This window comes from Acidobacteriota bacterium (genome assembly GCA_012729555.1).
Taxonomy (GTDB): domain Bacteria; phylum Acidobacteriota; class UBA6911; order UBA6911; family UBA6911; genus UBA6911.
In genome coordinates, this window is sequence record JAAYCX010000042.1 from 1 (window position 1) to 17214 (window position 17214).

The 17214-nt window shown below is 66.4% G+C and carries 10 protein-coding genes; 3 read left to right on the forward strand and 7 right to left on the reverse strand.

The window, feature by feature from the left end; translation table 11 throughout:
* The 6 genes from GXY47_08775 to GXY47_08800 all read right to left on the reverse strand — a co-directional run.
* On the reverse strand, nucleotides 1-175 hold a 175-nt coding region (locus tag GXY47_08775; GenBank protein ID NLV31236.1), incomplete at its 3' end, for a hypothetical protein.
* Between the two features lie 59 nt (nucleotides 176-234).
* Nucleotides 235-663 carry a hypothetical protein gene (locus tag GXY47_08780; protein ID NLV31237.1) on the reverse strand — a complete coding sequence of 143 codons (429 nt, stop codon included), beginning with the start codon at nucleotides 661-663 and terminating at the stop codon, nucleotides 235-237.
* A gap of 118 nt (nucleotides 664-781) precedes the next feature.
* Nucleotides 782-1474, reverse strand: coding sequence for an FKBP-type peptidyl-prolyl cis-trans isomerase (locus tag GXY47_08785; protein NLV31238.1), 693 nt, complete (start codon nucleotides 1472-1474; stop codon nucleotides 782-784).
* 186 nt (nucleotides 1475-1660) lie between these two features.
* On the reverse strand, nucleotides 1661-4951 hold the full coding sequence (locus GXY47_08790) for an efflux RND transporter permease subunit (protein ID NLV31239.1): 3291 nt from the start codon (nucleotides 4949-4951) through the stop codon (nucleotides 1661-1663).
* Nucleotides 4948-6561: an efflux RND transporter periplasmic adaptor subunit gene (locus GXY47_08795; protein ID NLV31240.1), complete on the reverse strand. Its 1614-nt coding sequence runs from the start codon at nucleotides 6559-6561 to the stop codon at nucleotides 4948-4950. Before GXY47_08795 ends, GXY47_08790 begins: the two co-directional genes overlap by 4 nt.
* An 85-nt stretch (nucleotides 6562-6646) precedes the next feature.
* Nucleotides 6647-11047, reverse strand: a complete 4401-nt coding sequence (locus GXY47_08800; protein ID NLV31241.1) for a multicopper oxidase domain-containing protein — start codon at nucleotides 11045-11047, stop codon at nucleotides 6647-6649.
* Between the two features lie 357 nt (nucleotides 11048-11404).
* On the opposite strand from GXY47_08800, the gene GXY47_08805 reads away from it, so the two are divergent.
* The gene (locus GXY47_08805; GenBank protein ID NLV31242.1) at nucleotides 11405-12088 is read left to right on the forward strand and encodes a response regulator transcription factor; all 684 of its coding nucleotides are present in this window, start codon (nucleotides 11405-11407) and stop codon (nucleotides 12086-12088) included.
* Between the two features lie 137 nt (nucleotides 12089-12225).
* Nucleotides 12226-12606: a response regulator transcription factor gene (locus GXY47_08810; GenBank protein NLV31243.1), complete on the forward strand. Its 381-nt coding sequence runs from the start codon at nucleotides 12226-12228 to the stop codon at nucleotides 12604-12606.
* Here GXY47_08810 and GXY47_08815 read toward each other — a convergent pair.
* Nucleotides 12603-14582 carry a GAF domain-containing protein gene (locus GXY47_08815; protein ID NLV31244.1) on the reverse strand — a complete coding sequence of 660 codons (1980 nt, stop codon included), beginning with the start codon at nucleotides 14580-14582 and terminating at the stop codon, nucleotides 12603-12605. The two genes, GXY47_08810 and GXY47_08815, sit on opposite strands and share 4 nt — an antisense overlap.
* 137 nt (nucleotides 14583-14719) lie before the next feature.
* On the opposite strand from GXY47_08815, the gene GXY47_08820 reads away from it, so the two are divergent.
* Entirely contained in the window at nucleotides 14720-17212 is a 2493-nt protein-coding gene (locus GXY47_08820; protein NLV31245.1) for a PAS domain S-box protein, read from the forward strand.
* The last annotated feature ends 2 nt before the right edge of the window (nucleotides 17213-17214 follow it).

Consider the following 17214-nt stretch of genomic DNA (forward strand, 5'->3'; position numbering starts at 1 on the left):
CCCGGACCGACTCTTCCGATCCCTCCAGGCGGGCCGAGACCGTTGCACCCGGCAGACGGGCCCCGTCCGGCCCCGTGATGATGCCCAGCACCGCCGCGGGACTCTCCCCGGCGACGCCCGGGGCGGCACCCAGGGCGACCGCCAGCACTGCCATTATCCATATACATGTTCTCATGAGCAGACCCTCCTCCTTTGGTTGCAGGCAAAAAAAACGGCTGTGCCGCAGAGGGGGCGCTATTTGGGAGGGGGGATCGGGATGGCCGGATCATGGGAGGCGCGGAGAACCCGGACGCGGGAGACCACCCCGGCGGATTCGAGACCGGGAAGGGGCGGCTGGGCCTCCGGGCAGACTGCGAGCGTCATCAGCAGCACGGAAACGCTGTCGGAGGGTTCGGGCTCCGCCCCGTGCCCGCAGCCGGCGCCATGCTTGTGCACGCAGTGGTGGACCCCGTGCCCGTCGACGTAGCACAGGGCGGTGCAGCAGCTTCCGGTGTCGCACCCGTCGGTGACGGCCGCGGCGTCGGCGCTGATCAGCAGAAAGGCGGCCGGGATGGGGAGCGCACAGGTCTCGACGAGCAGCATCAGCCCGAGCAGAAGGGGGAAGGGGCGGAAGGCCGCCGCCAACCCCGGTCCTCTCTTCGATGCCGCCCGAAAAAGTTTCATGTCGCTCGCCCCCCGGCCCGAACCCACCCGCCTGGATGGGACCCTCCCTGTTTATATGCCCGTCCGGGAGCCGCGCCAATCAGGCGGATCCCTATTGGGGCCTTCCAAATCCCCTACCCTATTTGACGGCCAGGAGCTCGATCTCGAACACCAGGGCCATGTTCGGGCCGATCTGGCTCCCCGCTCCCCTCTCCCCGTACGCCAGCCGGGCGGGGAGGAACACCTCCCATTTCGAACCCTCGGGCATGAGCTTCAGGACCTCGCTCCAGCCCGGGATCACGCCCCCCTGGATTTTGAAGGTCACGCTCTTTCCCATCTTGTAGGAGTTGTCGAATTCGGTGCCGTCGATGAAGGTCCCGCGGTAGTGGCATTCGGCGGAATCCGCGGCAGTGGGTATCTTCCCCGCGCCCGTCTCCAGAACCCTGTACTGGAGTCCGCTCGGGAGGACCGTGATCCCCTCCCGCTTCGCGTTCGCGGCGAGGAACGCCTCCCCTTCCTTCAGGTTCTTCTCGCTCGCCGCCTGGAACGCCTCCGCCTGCCTGCGCCGCAGTTCCTTCTGGAACGCGTTCATGGTCCGGGCCAGTTCCTCCTCCGTCAGAAGGAGCGGGGCGCCCGCGTGCGCGTCCCTCATCCCCCGGATCACGAGTTCCAGGTCGACCTCCAGCCCCTGGTTGCCGAAATTCCGGGCGACGCCCACCCCGATGCCGTAATTCACCTTGTCGACCTCCGATTCGAGGACCGGGGTTTCCTGCGCCGGCAGCGATGCGCCCAGAAACGTCAGCGCCAAAAAAGCCTTGAGTCCGATATTCATGATCTCCCTCCTCGTAATGACGGTTCAAAGGGAACCGGAGGACACCGCCTCCGGCCCCCCGGACGCGCCGGCCGAGGCCGCGGCCGGCGCTGGAGGGCGCGGGTCGGGAAAACAGCCATGGCCGGAACCGACGCCCGCCGGGCTCCGAATCCACGCCGCGTTTCCACTCCGCACCCCCGTCTCCTGCTAACCGTTGAACTCCGGGACCTCGCCCGACACCGGGACGGCCTTCCCCCGCTTGAGCTCGAAATGCCATTTCCAGATCTCGTAGATGGCCGGGTAGACCAGCAGTTCGAGCAAAAACGACGTGAACACCCCCCCGATGACGGGGGCCGCGATCCGCTTCATCACGTCCGAACCGGTCCCGGTGGCCCAGAGGATCGGCACCAGGCCGATGAAGTCCGTCGCCACCGTCATGAACTTGGGCCGGATGCGCCTCACGGCGCCGTGCACGATCGCCTCCCGCAACTGTCCGATCGTTCGGAGCTTCCCCTCCTTCCCGGCCTGCCGGTAGGACAGGTCGAGGTAGAGGAGCATGAACACCCCGGTCTCCGCGTCCACCCCCAGCAGGGCGATCAACCCGACCCAGACCCCGACGCTCATGTTGTAGCCGAGGAAATAGAGGAACCAGATCGCGCCTATGGCCGAAAAGGGGACGGCCAGGACGACGATCATGGTCTTGACCGCGGAGCGGGTGTTCAGGTAGAGAAGCAGGAGGATCAGAAACCCGGTGATCGGCACCACCAGCAGGAGCCGCTGGTTGACCCTCTCCATCGCCTCGTACTGGCCACTCCAGATGATGGCGTACCCGGGAGGGAGCGTCACCTTTTCGCGCACCACCTCCCGGGCTTCCTTCACGTAGCCGCCCGGGTCGCGGTCGTCGAGGTCGATGTAGACATAGCCGGTGAGGAGCCCGTTTTCGTTGCGGATCATGCCGGGGCCGCTGGCCGTATCGATCTCGGCCAGGTCGGAGAGCGGGATCTGGCGCTTCCCCCCCGCCGGGACCAGCACGCGCCCCAGCGCTTCCAGGTCGGAGCGGAAATCGCGCATGTAGCGGACATTGACCGGGTACCGCGCCCTCCCCTCGATGGTGGTGGTCACGTTTTCGCCGCCGATGGCGTTCTGCACGGCGGTCTGGGCGTCGTCGATCGTCAACCCGTAGCGGGCCAGGGCGTCCCGGTTCCATTGGAAATCGAGAAAGTACCCCTCGGACGTCCTCTCGGAGAAGACGCTGCGCGTCCCCCTGACGGCGGGGAGGACCGCTTCCACCTGCATGCCGATCTCCTGGATCCTTTCGAGATCGTCCCCGTGGATCTTCAGGCCCACGGGGGTCCGCATCCCGGTGCTCAGCATGTCGATGCGGGCCTTGATCGGCATGGTCCAGGCGTTGGAGACCCCCGGGACCTTCACGATTTCGTCCAACCGGTCCACGAGCTGCTCGGGCGACATCGTATCGGGCGTCAATCTCCGGAAGACCGGCTTGAGCCAGTCGGGGGCCCACGAGGAGTACCAGGTCGGCACCCGGCGCCACTCCGAACGCGGCTTGAGGGTGATGATGGTCTCCAGCATCGACAGCGGCGCGGGATCGGTCGAGGTCTCCGCGCGCCCCGCCTTGCCCAGCACCCGGTCCACCTCCGGCACCGACTGGATCAACCGGTCGGTGACCTGCAGCACCCGCTGCGCCTCCCCGATCGAGATCCCCGGCATGGTCGAAGGCATGTAGAACAGGGCCTCTTCGTACAGCGGGGGCATGAACTCGGAGCCGAGCGACATGAAGACCGGGATGGTGGCCATCATGAGCATCAGGGCTCCCGCAATGACGACCCCCTTGTGCTCGAGCGACCACCTGCAGACCGGTTCGTAGAACCGTATCAGCCCCTTGCTGACGGGGTGATGGTCCTCGGACCGGATCCGGCCCACGAAGAGCGCGTTGGCCGTGCGGGACATCCACCGCGGGCGGAAGCTGAAGTTCCTGAGGTGGGTGAAGGTGAGGCGCAGCGCCGGGTCGAGGGTGATGGCCAGCATCGCGGCCACGATCATCCCCAGCGTTTTCGTATAGGCCAGCGGCTTGAACAGGCGCCCCTCCTGGGCCTCCAGGGCGAAAACCGGGATGAACGAGACGGCGATGACGAGGAGGGCGAAGAAGCTCGTGCTCCCGACCTCCTTCACCGCCGAAATGACCACCTCGCGGTAATCCCCGCGCCGCCCCGAACCCTCCCAGACCTCGAGCTTCTTGTGCGCCTGCTCGACCACGACGATGGCCGCGTCCACCATGGCTCCGATGGCGATGGCGATCCCCCCGAGCGACATGATGTTGGCCGTGATCCCCATCCCCCGAAAGGGGATGAAGGCGATGAGGACGGCGACGGGGATGGTGATCATCGGGATCAGCGCGCTCGGGATGTGCCACAGAAAGAGGAGCACGATGAGGGACACGGTGACGATCACCTCGATGACGGTGTTCCGCAGCGTGTTGATCGAATTGTGGATGAGCTCCGAACGGTCGTAGATCGGGACGACCCGGACCCCGGGGGGGAGCCCCGGCTCGATCTGGCGGATCTTCTCCTTCACCCTCCCGATGACGTCGAGGGCGTTCTCCCCCTGGCGCATCACGATGATGCCCGAGACGACATCGCCGGTCCCGTCCAGGTCCGCGACCCCGCGCCGGATATCGGGCCCGAGCGCCACCCGCCCGATGTCCTTGACGCGGATCGGGGTTCCGTTCCGGCTGGCGGCGACCACGACCGACTCGAGATCCTCGAGCGACCGGGCGTAACCGCGGCCGCGCACCATGTATTCGGCGCCGCCGAGTTCGATCAGGCGGCCGCCCGTTTCGCTGTTGCTGCCGCGGATGGCGTCGACCACGTCGTTGATCGGGATGTCGTAGAAAAGGAGCCGGTTCGGGTCCAGGCTCACCTGGTATTGCTTGCCGAACCCGCCGATGGGGGCTACTTCCGCGACCCCGGGCACCGAACGGAGGTGGTAGCGCAGGTACCAGTCCTGGAGCGACCGGAGGTCGGCCAGGGTATGGTTGCCGGAGGTGTCCTCCAGCACGTACTGGAAGACCCAGCCCAGCCCGGTGGCATCGGGCCCCAGTTCGGTTTTACACCCCTCCGGCAGCGACTGGAGCACCCCGGAGAGGTATTCGAGCGTGCGGGTGCGGGCCCAGTAGATGTCGGTCCCGTCATCGAAGATGACGTAGACGAACGAATACCCGAAATCGGAAAACCCGCGCACCGCCCGGACTCCCGGGGCCCCCAGCATGGCGGCCACGATCGGGTAGGTGACCTGGTCCTCGATGATGTCGGGGCTGCGGTCCCAGCGCGAATAGATGATGACCTGCGTGTCGCTCAGGTCCGGGATCGCGTCGAGCGCGACATGCTTCATCGACCACCAGCCGTAGATGGCGGCTACGGCCACGAGGGTGAGGACGATGAGGCGGTTGCGCGCGGAAAAATCGATGATGCGCGCGATCATTCGTGGGTGTGCATCCCGTGCATGTCCCCCTCCGCCATCGCGTGGACATACTTTTCGGGATCCGCCTCAAACCTCTCCCTGCACATTTCCGCGCAGAAGTAATACGTCTTCCCCTGGTACTCGGTTTTCAGGGTGCGGTCGGAAGCCGGGTCGACGTCCATGCCGCACACCGGGTCCTTCGCCGTCGCGACCTGGGACGGCGCCTCTTTTTTGGGGAGATACTTCGCCGGGTTCGCCTCGAAATTCTTCCTGCACATCTCCGAGCAGAAGTAATAGGTCTTGCCCTGGTGCCCGGTTTTCAGGGTGCGGTCGGAATTCGGGTCGACATCCATTCCGCACACCGGGTCCTTCACCGTCCCGGCCTTGGCGGACGCCGCGGCCGTTTGGCCCGCCGGCATTCTCATGCGGCTTTCGGAATCGATCAGGAAGTTGCCCGAGACCACGATCCGTTCGCCGGGTTCCAGCCCGCGGGTGACTTCCACGCGGTCGCCCAGGCGCCATCCGGTTTCCACCAGCCTCGGCTCGAACACCCCGGCTTCCCGCTCCAGGTAGACGGTCTTCCTGCGCCCCGAATCGATGACGGCGTCGGCGGGGACCGTCACGGCGTCGCGCCTCTCGATCTCGAGCTCGACGTCGACGAACATGTCGGGGAGCAGCACCTGTCCGGGGTTGTCCAGCTCGAACCGGGTCTGCAGGATGCGCGACTCGGAGTCGAACTGCGGGAGGGCGTCACTCATGCTGGCCTCGAGCTTCCGTCCCTGGTAGAGAACGGTCGCCTTCGTCCCCGGCGTCAGGAATTCCCGGTCCTTTTCGAAAATGTCGGTCAGGACCCACACCCGGCTGATGTCCCCGATGCGGTAGAACTCGGTCCCCTTGTCGAACCGCTGCTCGGGGGAGACGTTGCGCGCCAGGACGTAACCGGTGACGGGCGAGTAGATCTTGATGTCGGGCGCCGGGATGCGGGCCTTCTCGACATCGGCGATCTGGCGGTCGCTCATGCCGAGGTTGCGGAGCGAATCGACCGGGTACTGCGGGATCAGGCTCGTCCCGGTTTTGAGGGAACCGTAGCTGGCCGACCCTCTCTGCGCCGGGTTGTTGCCGCTGACGCTGACCAGGAACAGCTGCTCGGAGGCGAGCAGGTCCCGGGTGTAATAGGTGGCCAGCAGCTGGCCGCGCCTGACCGAGCGGCCGACCGTATTCGGCCCCAGCTCGAGGATCCACCCGTCGGTGGCCGCGATGACGCGGTAGAGCCGCTGATCGTCCACCGTCACCCGGCCGGGCACCCGCAGGACCTGGGAAGCGGAGGAACGACGGACTTCGTCGGTGCGCACGCCGATCAGCTGCCGCTTCGCGGAGCCGATCCGGACCGTCCCCGGCTCCTCGGAGCCGTGCGTGCCGGATGCGGCGCCCTCGCCGCCGGACGCCAGCGGTTCCAGGCGCATGCCGCAAATGGGACAATCCATGGGGTGGTCGGAGCGGTATTGCGGGTGCATCGGGCAGGCGTAAACCGGCGCCTGCTCCGAGGCGGCTGAAGAGGTGGCGGGACCGATGTGCCGGCTGGCCATGTATCCGGCAAAAAAGGTTCCCGCCACCAGGACCACAATGGTCATGAATCTCGCGGGCGTCTTCATAAGTCCTCTGTCGATAAAAAGGTTGAGGGGGAGGGATCGCTCCCTCCCCCGGTGGAGACTTCGGTTAGAAATTCGGACCGGTCCGTATGGGGAACGGCTGCGCGTTCGTCCAGGCGGAGGTACCGGTGGGCGTGATCGCCCGGATCCGGTAGTAGTAGACGGAGTTGCGATTCACGTTCTGGGTCAGCGGGCTGGCCGAATCGTTGAAGGTGGCCAGGTCCGAGGTGAAGGTGGAATTGGAGGCACGCTGGATCTCGAAACCGGTCGCGCTTCCCGCGTACTCCCAGCTCAGAGTCGCCCGGTAATGATTGCCCTGGGGCGCCACCGATACGGTTACGTTGGCCGGGGCCGCCAGGGCGGCCACCGTCACCGGCCAGTCGAGCGTGGCATAGGCCGAAGAGCCGGCCCCGTTGACCGCCTTCACGCGGTAGGAGTACCGCCTCCCACCCAGCACCGTGTTGTCGGAATAGGACGTCGTTCCCGCTCCCGCCAGGGCGATCTGGGCGTAGTCGCCGCAGGTGTTCGCCGGCGCCACGACCATGCAGCGCTCGATGACGAAACCCGTTTCGTTGTTGGAGTTGTCGGTCCAGGTCAGATCGACCTGGAGCCCCGACACCGACGCGGAAAGGTTGCTCGGAGCCGCCGGCACCGAAGGCGCCGTCGGGGCGTTCCCCACCGGGACCATGATGGCGTCGGAGACCGAGTTGGCCGACATGGTCGGGAAGCCGATGGGGGAAGTGGGGTAGACCTGGGTGTCCCCGATCGTCTCGCCGATGGCGAATACCCGGTACCAGTACAGGGTGTTGTTCGGGGGCCTTCGATCCTGGAACGTCACGACGGACCCGATTTCGGGCGAGGGGTTGACGACGTCGAAGGTCGCCAGGCCCGTGCTGAAATCGGCGTTGGTCGCCCGCTGCACCGTGAACCGGGCCTCCCGGGTGGAGTTGTCGGTCCACGAAAGGTTGACCCTCCGGTTGTTGCCGTTCCCGGTCACGTTGGCGGCGAGATCGGTGGGCGGCGACGGCGGGACCACGAACACCAGGGAGTGCATCATGTCCATCTCTTCGTGCGAGAGGATGTGGCAGTGCCACACGTACTCCCAGCCGAAGTTGACGTAATGGTTGCGGATCTCCGGGATCGGGTTTCCGGCCGGGTCGAACCATCCCGCCGGCGGCGGCGGGATGAGGGTGGCCCCCTCCGGCATCGACGGGTCGATCAGCCGGATGCTGTCAGGCACCTCGAAGGGGAGCTGATCCTGCATCGGGATCGTCGGCCGCATCGCGATGTAGGTGACCTCGAGCGGATTGATCTTGAAGGTGTCCTTCCAGCCCAGTTCGGTCGGGTCGACCGGCTCCGTCCCCGCGGTCACCTGGCCGCTCTGGTCGACGCGGTTGATCAGCTGGGCGTGGAACAGGTGGGTGTGAACGGGGTGGGTGTCCACGCCGTTGTGGAAGATTCTCCAGATCTGGGTCCCGTCCGGCATGATGCCGATCGGCTTCGCCTCCATCGACCCCATCACGATGTCGGTGGGGGGGGACGCCAGGCCATACGGAATCAGGACATGGATGGGGGAATTCAGGATACTGAGCCCCAGCATCCCGCTCATCCGGCCGAACATGGTGTCGTACACGCCTCCCATTTCGTCGTGCATCGCCTTCATCTCGAGCGGCAGAGTGACGGGGGATTGAATCCCGCCCTGTTCGTCGATGGGATTGAAGGTCTTGGAGGTTTCGGCGATCTGGATGTACTGCTCGGCGGCCGAAGCCGGGAACGACTGGTTGTAGGCGCTGTTGTAGGCTTCCTGGGGGATGATGATCGGATCCTGGGAAACCTCGAACACCCCGCGCTTCGAATCGGTCTTCGCGAAGACCGCTTCCAGGTTTTCGAAGGTGACGTCGGGGGTGGGCACGGCCGCAGCCGCGGCCACCCGGATCTGCATGACGGTCCGGGTGTTGGGGCCGTAGCCGGGCAGGGTGTTGGGCGCCGCGCCGGAGTCCATCTGGTTGCCGTTCCCCGTGTAGTTGTCAAAAGGGGCGGCGCCCGCCGGGACCGGCGCCGGCGCGTCGTTATAGAGGATGAGGGTCTTGCCCGCGTAGGCGCTGAAATCGACCACCACGTCCGCCCGCTCGGCCGCGCCGATGTAGAGGGAGTGCTGGTTGACGATCCCGTAGCTGAAGTAGCCCTTGTCGAGGTTCCAGCCGACCGGCTGCTGCGGCACCCGGACCGGCTTCGGCATGAAGCCCCCCTCGGTGCCGATCATCCACCATTCCGGTCCCGCCGTTTCGGGATCGGGCACCCCGCTCTCGAGCGCCCCGTCCTGGTTGTCCGGAAGCACGCTCACCGGCACCATTTTCACCTCGGTGCACAGGGAGGGGTCCGTGACCGCGCCGTCACACAGCACGGTTGCGCTGCCGCTCTCGTTGGCCGTGGTCGGGGTATTCTTGTCCGCCGCCACGTAGAGCTGCAGGTTGACGAAGCGGTCGTTGGACGCGTTCAGGACGCGGAACCGGTAAGCCTTGGGCTCCACCTCCAGGAAGGGATAGGGGGTTCCGTTGACCAGCATCGTGTCAAAGAAGCTCTCTCCCGGCATGGAAGGATTGGGCACGCCGGGCATCATCGGCGGTTCCCAGGGGGCCGTGCACTCGGCGTTGACCGCGTCCGGCAGGCCGTCGCAGATCGGCTGGTAGTAGGGGTTCGGAACCGGGCCGACCTCGATGCAGCCCACCGGCGACCCTTCGGTGCATTCCGGGGTCGGCGGGTTGAACCAGGGCCCGTAGTGCCACTTGCCGAAGGCGTTGGTGCCGGTGAGGTCCCACGGGTTCTGGACCGTCATGTAGACATGCGGGTACCAGAGGTCGCCGGTACGGGCGGCGCCGGGCGTCACGCCCCAGTTCCAGGTAGGGTCCTGGGCGTAGATCGTCTCGGCGTCGACGAAGGTCTTGTCCTGGATGACCAGCGGGATTCCAAGGCCCGGCAGGACCTCGAGGCCGTCCGGGTTGACGCCGGTCACGTTGGTGCCGTGGATCATGTCCTGCTCCACCGCATCGGTCAACAGGTACCCGGCCGCCTGGCCGGAGTAGACGTTGAGGCGGGTGATGCCGTGGGCATGGTCATGGTAGAACTGCAGCCGGGCGCTCTGGGCGTTGGTGTAATAGAGCGTCATGCACCCGCTGCCCCCCGGGAGAAGCGGCTCGTTCGGGTCGGAGGAGCAGCCGTCCATGTCGGGGACGTTGCGCGCGCTGACGCCGGCGGGATACGGGGTGTTCTCCCCCGCCGGGGTGATCCACTGGTGGACGTTACCGTCGCTCAGCCAGATGGTGTTGTTGCCGTGCAGATGGACGGTGGCCCGGTTCTGCGTGTACATGTCGTACGCGCCTCCCGGTCCGGCCGGGCCGTACCCGGCGCCCATGACCGTCTCGTCCACCGGCAGGAAGAGGTCTCCCCCCTCACCGGTGGGGAGCAGGTTGTAGAACTTGATGCGCACCGGCACCGGGGTCCCCTGCTCGGCCACGGCCACATCCGGATCCTTCTGGATTCCGTGCACCCGCCCCCGTGCGACGATGGTGGGCCCGAGATAGTGCGGTCGAGTGGCGCCGTAAGCCTGCGCCCCCCCGATCTGGATGTTTTCGGTCAGCCCGTTCTCGGTCGTCAGCGGCACGGCCGAATAGCTGTTTCCCAGGACGTCCGTGCCTGACCATCCCTGGGGAACGATCTGCACGTAGCCCCGCAGCCTGGTCGGCGGCAGGTCGGAGTGCAGCTGTTCCTCGTACTCGACCAGGGCGATTTCGTAGTAGTCGGCCATCTGGCCGCTGAACCGGTCGGTGGTTTCCGGAACCCCGACGGGGATGAACTGCCCGAGGTCGTTGGCCGCGCCGGAGCCGAGCCCAGGCAGGCGGTTGACAAACTTGCGGATGCCGCCCGAAAGGTCGGCGAGGATGGGGGTCGCTTCCGCCCCCGTCCCGGTGGGGTCGGTGATCACAACCATCGGGGCGGTGTACCCGGTCCCCGCGGCGTCGACGGTGATGCTTTCAATCACACCTCCATTCAATACGGCCGTCGCGCTGGCGCCGGTGCCGGTCTTGTATACATCGAGAATCTCCACGGTGGGGCCGGTGTAACCGCTCCCGCCGTTGTCGACGGCGATCGAGCCGATCGAACCCTTGGGCAGCGGGCTGAAGGCCCAGTTGCCGTAGGGGCCGAAATAGTGGGGAACCCCGCCGGGGCCTTCGATTCCCTCGGGCGCCGCGGCGCTTTCCAGGGCGGCGGCGCCGGGGAGCAGGCCGATCTCGGCCGCACGCTCGGCGGCCGCCTTCTGCTCCTGGGTCGTCAGCTTCCCGCCCCTATAGGTGACTTTCTTTTCTTTTTTGGCCGTCGGCTGCGCCTGCACCTGGCTTGCACCCAGGGCGAGCGCCATCAGCGCCAAAAAGAGGAGACGCACAGATATCCAATCCTTGTGCCTCTTCATTCGGTTTCTCCTTTCATTCACACCCGTGAATGCCAAATTCACTCCGTGTTGCCCGGGCACGAAAGCCGCGGCAACCCCTGGCTTCATGTTTGAGGACCCTGTTCGCTGTTTCATTCAGGAACTCATTTCCCTGTACCACCGGCCGAATGCCGGTGTCGTCGTGAGCCCAATGTATGATTTGCGTGACCTCGGTCACAATCAGGGGGTCCCCTATTCGGGGCTTCCAAAATCCCTAACCCGGGCGTGACCGGGTGCGGGGATGCTTGCGCCTTTGCGGGGGAATGCGGGAGGTATTATAATGGATCAGCTGTAAACGCCGTTCTGAACCAGGAAGACACAAGCCCTATGACCGGCAGCATGCAATCGGACGAGCGGAAGGGGACCGGCCGCAAAACGGTAAGGGTCGTGCTCGCCGACGACCACAAGATCCTCCGCTCGGGGATGTGCGGCCTGCTGGAAAGCGAGCCCGGCATCGAGGTCGTGGCCCAGGCGGAGGACGGCCGGACGGCGGTCCGGCTCTGCCGCGAACACCGCCCCGACGTCGTCCTCATGGACATCTCCATGCACGACATGAACGGCATCGAAGCCACCCGCCAGATCATCGGCCATTCCCCCGGGGCGAAGGTCATCATCCTCTCGATGTATTCGGGGCAGAAGTTCGTCGCGGACGTGTTCAAGGCGGGGGCTTCGGGGTACCTGCTGAAGGACTGCGACTTCGACGAAGTGCTCTCCGCCATCCGCGCGGTGCTCTCGGGCGAGACCTACCTCTGCCCCCAGGTCGCCACCGTCCTGCGCAACGATTACGTGCAGAAGATCCTCCAGACCGAAACCCCCGCCGCCCCCCTCTCCCCCCGGGAGCGCGAGGTGCTGCAGCTCCTGGCCGAGGGGAAGTCGACCAAGGAGATCGCCTGGTCCTTCAACCTGAGCGTGAAGACGATCGAGGTCCACCGCCAGAAGATCATGGAGAAGCTCGATATCCACAGCGTCGCCGAGCTGACCAAGTACGCGGTCCGAGAAGGCCTGACCCCCCTCGAACCCTGACTCCCGGGCGCATCCCGGACCCGCCCCTCAGGGTTTTATACCCCCTCCCATGGGGGAAACCCCGATACACCCCGGCACCCCCTGCGAAGATAATGACGCTGTCTCTCCCCTTTATGGTCCATTTCGGGGCTCGGAACATGGGCAGACCCATCCGGATTCTATTGGCTGACGATCACCCGGCCCTGAGGAAGAGTCTTGCCCGCGTCCTGGAGCGGGAGGAGAGCCTGGAGGTGGTGGGGGAGGCGTCCGACGGGCGGATGGCCGTGGATCTTGCCCGCGAACTCCGCCCGGACGTGATCGTCATGGACGTGCAGATGCCGGGACTCGACGGCATCGAGGCGACCCGGCGGATCGCCCTGGCTCAACCCGGAACCCGGGTGATCGGCTATAGCCTCAACCCGTCCGGGAGCATCGCCGAGGCCATGCGCCGGGCCGGCGCGGCCTCGTGCCTCGGCAAAAACGAGCCGGTCGCCGCCCTGATCCGCGTCATCCGTGCCTTCCGGCCTCGGGAGGTTTAGACATCGGGAACGGGCCAGGAAGCCCTGACCTCGGTCCCCTCGCCGGGAGCGGACCTGAACTGGAGCGAACCGCCGCTCAGTTCGGCCCGTTCCCTCATGCTGAAAAGCCCCAGGTTCCTTCCCTGCCCGCCGGCGGAGGATGTTTCCCCCGGGTCGCACCCGGCCCCGTTATCCGAGATCCTCAGTTCGATCCGTTCCCCCTTGCCGATCCCGACGGCGATCCGGTCGGCATGACTGTGCTTGGCGGCGTTGTTCATCGCCTCCTGGAGAATGCGGAAGATCGGCACCTTCAGGGCGTCGGGGACCTCCGGCTCGGTGATGTCGATTTTCAGGGAGACATCCACCCCCTTGTAGGTCGCGCGGAAATTTTCGCAGAAATCGGCCATCGTTTCGAGCAGCCCCATCACGTCCAGGTACGCGGGGCGCAGGTCGTTCTGGATCCTGCGCACCTCGTCGATCGCCTCCCGGATCATCCCGACCAGGGCATTCAGCTCCCCTGAGATCGCGGGGAGGGCGCTCCCGGCCATCCGGACGCACCCCTCCGCGCGGTATTTCATGGCGGCCAGCGACTGGCCGATGCCGTCGTGAATCTCGTAAGCCAGCCACTTCCGCTCCTTCTCCTGCGAGTCGATGACCTGGCGCGACAGCAGCCGGCACGACCGCTCCGAGTCGCGCAGCGCGCTTTCCATCCTGCGCTGCTCGATGATGAGCTGCACGCCGGAGGCGAACGCCTCCAGCTGCCGGACATCCTCGTCGTCGTAACCGGTCTCCTTGTTCGCCGCCACGACGATGGCGACGATCCGGTTGTGGCCGAAGACGGGCACCATCAGGACCCGGGTGAGGGGGACGTGGCCCTCCGGCAGCCCCTTCTTCCCCGGGTGGTCCGCCGCGTAGTCGTTCACGATCACCACCCGCCGCTGCCGGACCGCCTCCGCCCAGATTCCGGCGCCGGCGATCTCGAATTCCTCCGGGCGCGGGGAGATCCCGCACTCGGAGAGCGCGTCCCGGGACCAGGAATACATCGTCATCCGGCTCTCCTCCTGGTTCACGAAACCGTAAAAGGCATAGCGGCTGCGCGTCATCCGGAGCGTGCCTTCAAGGATATGGTCGCAGAGGTCGCCCGCTTCCGCGTTCACCTTCTCGGCGATGCCCCAGAGGGCGCGCAGGCGCTCCTCGGCCCGGGCGCGCTCCAGCACCTCGGCTTCCAGCCGGTCGTTGACCCCGGCCAGTTCGGCCGTCCGCTCCCTGACGCGGCCCTCCATTTCGTCGCGCGCCCGGCGCAGCTCCTCCTCGCTGCGCCGAAGAGATTCCACCATCCTCGCCAGGCGCCGGGCCTGGGCCTGGAGGCGGGCGATGATGGGATTGGTGACCCGGATGAAGGGCAGGGCCCCGGCCAGCACCACCACGCTGGCGATGATCATGGCGAGGAGCCCCGCCCGCGCGAAGGGGACCCTCAGCTCCGCGAGATCCACCTTGGCGACGATGCCCCAGCCCAGGGCGGGAACGGGTTCGTAGGCCGCGAGCACCTTCACCCCCCTGTAATCCAGCCCCACCATGCTGCCCGAACCGCCCAGCAGCGCCATCCTCATCGGCTCGGCCAGGCCCGAGTCGAGCGGGACCGGGACCTGTTTGTCCTCCCGGTAGCGATGGTCCAGGATGAAGACGATGTCGTCGCCCACCCGCTTGGCCAGCTTGAACTCCCCGGTATGGCCGATCCCCTCGAAATGCTTGTGCGCTTCGGCCACCTTCTGCAGCAGCTCGCCTTCCAGGTCGCCGGATGCGTCGGGCGCCCTCCCGCCGCCGGTGTCCGTCAGTTCCTCGATGAGGCGGGCGTGGTTCCGGGCGATGGAGACGAGGATATCGCGCTGCTCCTCGAACGCCACCCGATAGAGAAGGAGGACGGCGGTGGCCGTGGACGCCACGCAGGCGCCCGCCATGATCGCGATCAGCAGCAGGACTCGCTTTTTTCCGCTCACAGGGCAATCTCCAGGACCCGTTTCCGGCCGGATGCCGGCATCGGCCGGCCGTTATCACACTATGGACCAGATCCGCCCGGAATGCAAAAACACCCTTTTCGGCACGAACCGCTCCCCCCGCCGCGCCGGATTTTGCTATGATACGTTCACCTCCGGCGAAAGGAACGACGAAGCCGATGCCGCCCCAGAACGATCCGAAGCGCGCCGACAGTTCCGGCAGGGATGCCCGGGAAGCGCCGCGCCTCAGCGAAGCCATGTACCGGGAGCTGGTCGAGATCCTGGCCATCGGCACCGACATCAGCGAGCGCCTCCGGATCGATGGGGCGCTCAGGGAGAGCGAGGAAAAATTCCGCAGCGCCTTCGCCAACGCCACCGTCGGCTTCGCCATGACGGACCCTTCGGGCCGGTTCCTCGACGCCAATGCGGCCTACTGCCGCATCACGGGGCGTACCATCGACGAATTGCGGGCCCTGCGGTTCCAGGACCTGATCCACCCGCAGGACTCGGCCGAAAACGTGAGGCTGATCGACCGCATGCTTTCCGGGCGGATATCCGACTTCGCGGTGGACAACCGCTACCTTCGCAAGGACGGGGACAGCGTCTGGGTCCACAAGAACGTCTCGCTGGTGCGAGCGGCGGGGGGGGAGCCGAAATGGATCCTCGCCCTCATCCAGGACATCACCGCTCAGAAGCGGGCCGAGGAGTCGATGCTGCAGAGCGAAGCGCGGCTGAGGGCGCTGGCCGAGGGGCTCCCCGAGATCGTATGGACGGCAAACACCCGGGGGGACATCGAGTGGTTCAACCGCCGCTTCTACGAATACACCGGTGAGGACGTCGACCCGGCGGGAGAGAGCGGCTGGAGCGGAATCGTGCACCCGGACGATCTCGCCCCCACCGTCGCGACCTGGGAAAAATCGGTACGGGAAGGAACGCTGTTCGAGCATGAGCTGCGCACGAGAGGGAGGGACGGCGGGTACCGGTGGTTCCTGGTGCGCGCCTGGCCGATGCTGGACCCGGAAGGGAGGATCGTCCGCTGGTTCGGCACGAGCACCGACATCCACCGCCTCAAGGAAACCGAGGCGGCCCTGCGGCAGAGCCGGGAGGATTTCACCCGGGCCCAGGAGGTCGGGCAGATCGGGTGGTGGCGCCTCGACCTGCGCAAGGATATCCTGACCTGGTCGGACGAGAACTACCGGACCTTCGGAATTCCGGCCGGGACCCCCATGAATTACGAAAAGTTTCTGGCCACCGTGCACCCGGAGGACCGCGACCAGGTAGACCGCGCATGGCGGGCGGGCATACAGAGCGGGTCCTACGCCATCGAGCACCGCATCCTGGCCGGGGGGGAAACCCGCTGGGTGAGAGAAAAGGCCTACCCGGAATTTGACGGGGAGGGGAGCCTTCTGGGCGGCTTCGGCATCTCCCAGGACATCACGGAACGGATGAAGGCCGAGCAGGAGGTCCGCAGGCTGAACGAGACGCTGGAACGGCGGGTGGCGGAGCGGACGGCCGAGGTCAGGCAGCAGGCCGACCAGCTGCGCGCTCTCGCCAACCAGCTCAGCCAGGCGGAGCTGCGGGAGCGCAGGCGCCTGGCGGGCATCCTGCACGACCATATCCAGCAGCTCATCGTGGCCGCCCGCATGCAGCTGGGCCGGTTGAAGCGCGACTCCGGCCGGGGGCGGATGGAGGAGACGGCCGCCGACATCGACGCCATCCTGATGGAGGCCCTGGAGGCCTCCCGGTCCCTTACCATGGACCTCAGCCCCCCCGCCCTCCACGAATCGGGCCTCGCCGGGGCCCTGGAATGGCTGGCCGCAAGCATCGGGGAGAAGACCGGCACCCGGGTGACCCTGTGCACCGACAAGACGGCCGAACCGGCGGGAGAGGAGATGCGGTTCCTCCTGTTCGAATGCGCGCGCGAACTCCTCTTCAACGCCGTCAAGCACGCGGCCGTCGCCGAGGTCGGGCTGGGGCTCTGGCGGACCGACGACGGGAGGATCAAGCTGATCGTGTCGGACCGGGGGAAGGGGTTCGATCCCGGCATCCTCCGGAACCGCAGGCCCGGGGAGATGACGTTCGGACTGTTCAGCGTCCAGGAACGGCTCATGCATATGGGCGGCTGCATGGAGGTGGACTCGGCCCCCGGGAGGGGGACCGTCGTCACCCTCTGGGCCCCGGCCGGCGACCGTCCCCTCTCCGCCGGCGGGGAGCCTCCGCAATCGCCGGTGGAGAGGGGCATCCGCGCCGTCTCGCACCGGCGCCGGAGGTGCCGCGTCCTGATCGTGGACGATCACAAGATCATGCGCGACGGCCTGAAGGGGCTGCTGCAGTTCGAATCGGATATCGAGGTCGTCGGCGGCGCGGCCGACGGCGCCGAGGCCATGGCGCTCACCCGGGAGCTGAGGCCCGACGTCGTCATCATGGACGTCAACCTCGGGAAGATGACGGGGATCGACGTCAGCCGCAGGATCAAGGCCGAAATCCCGAACACGAACATCATCGGGCTGTCGATGCACCTCGACTCCCAGATCGCCGAAGCCATGAAGGAAGCGGGGGCCGTGGCCTATCTCAGCAAGGGGGGGCCCGCCGAGGACCTCATCGCCACCATCCGCGGCTGCGCCTCCGGGTAGTT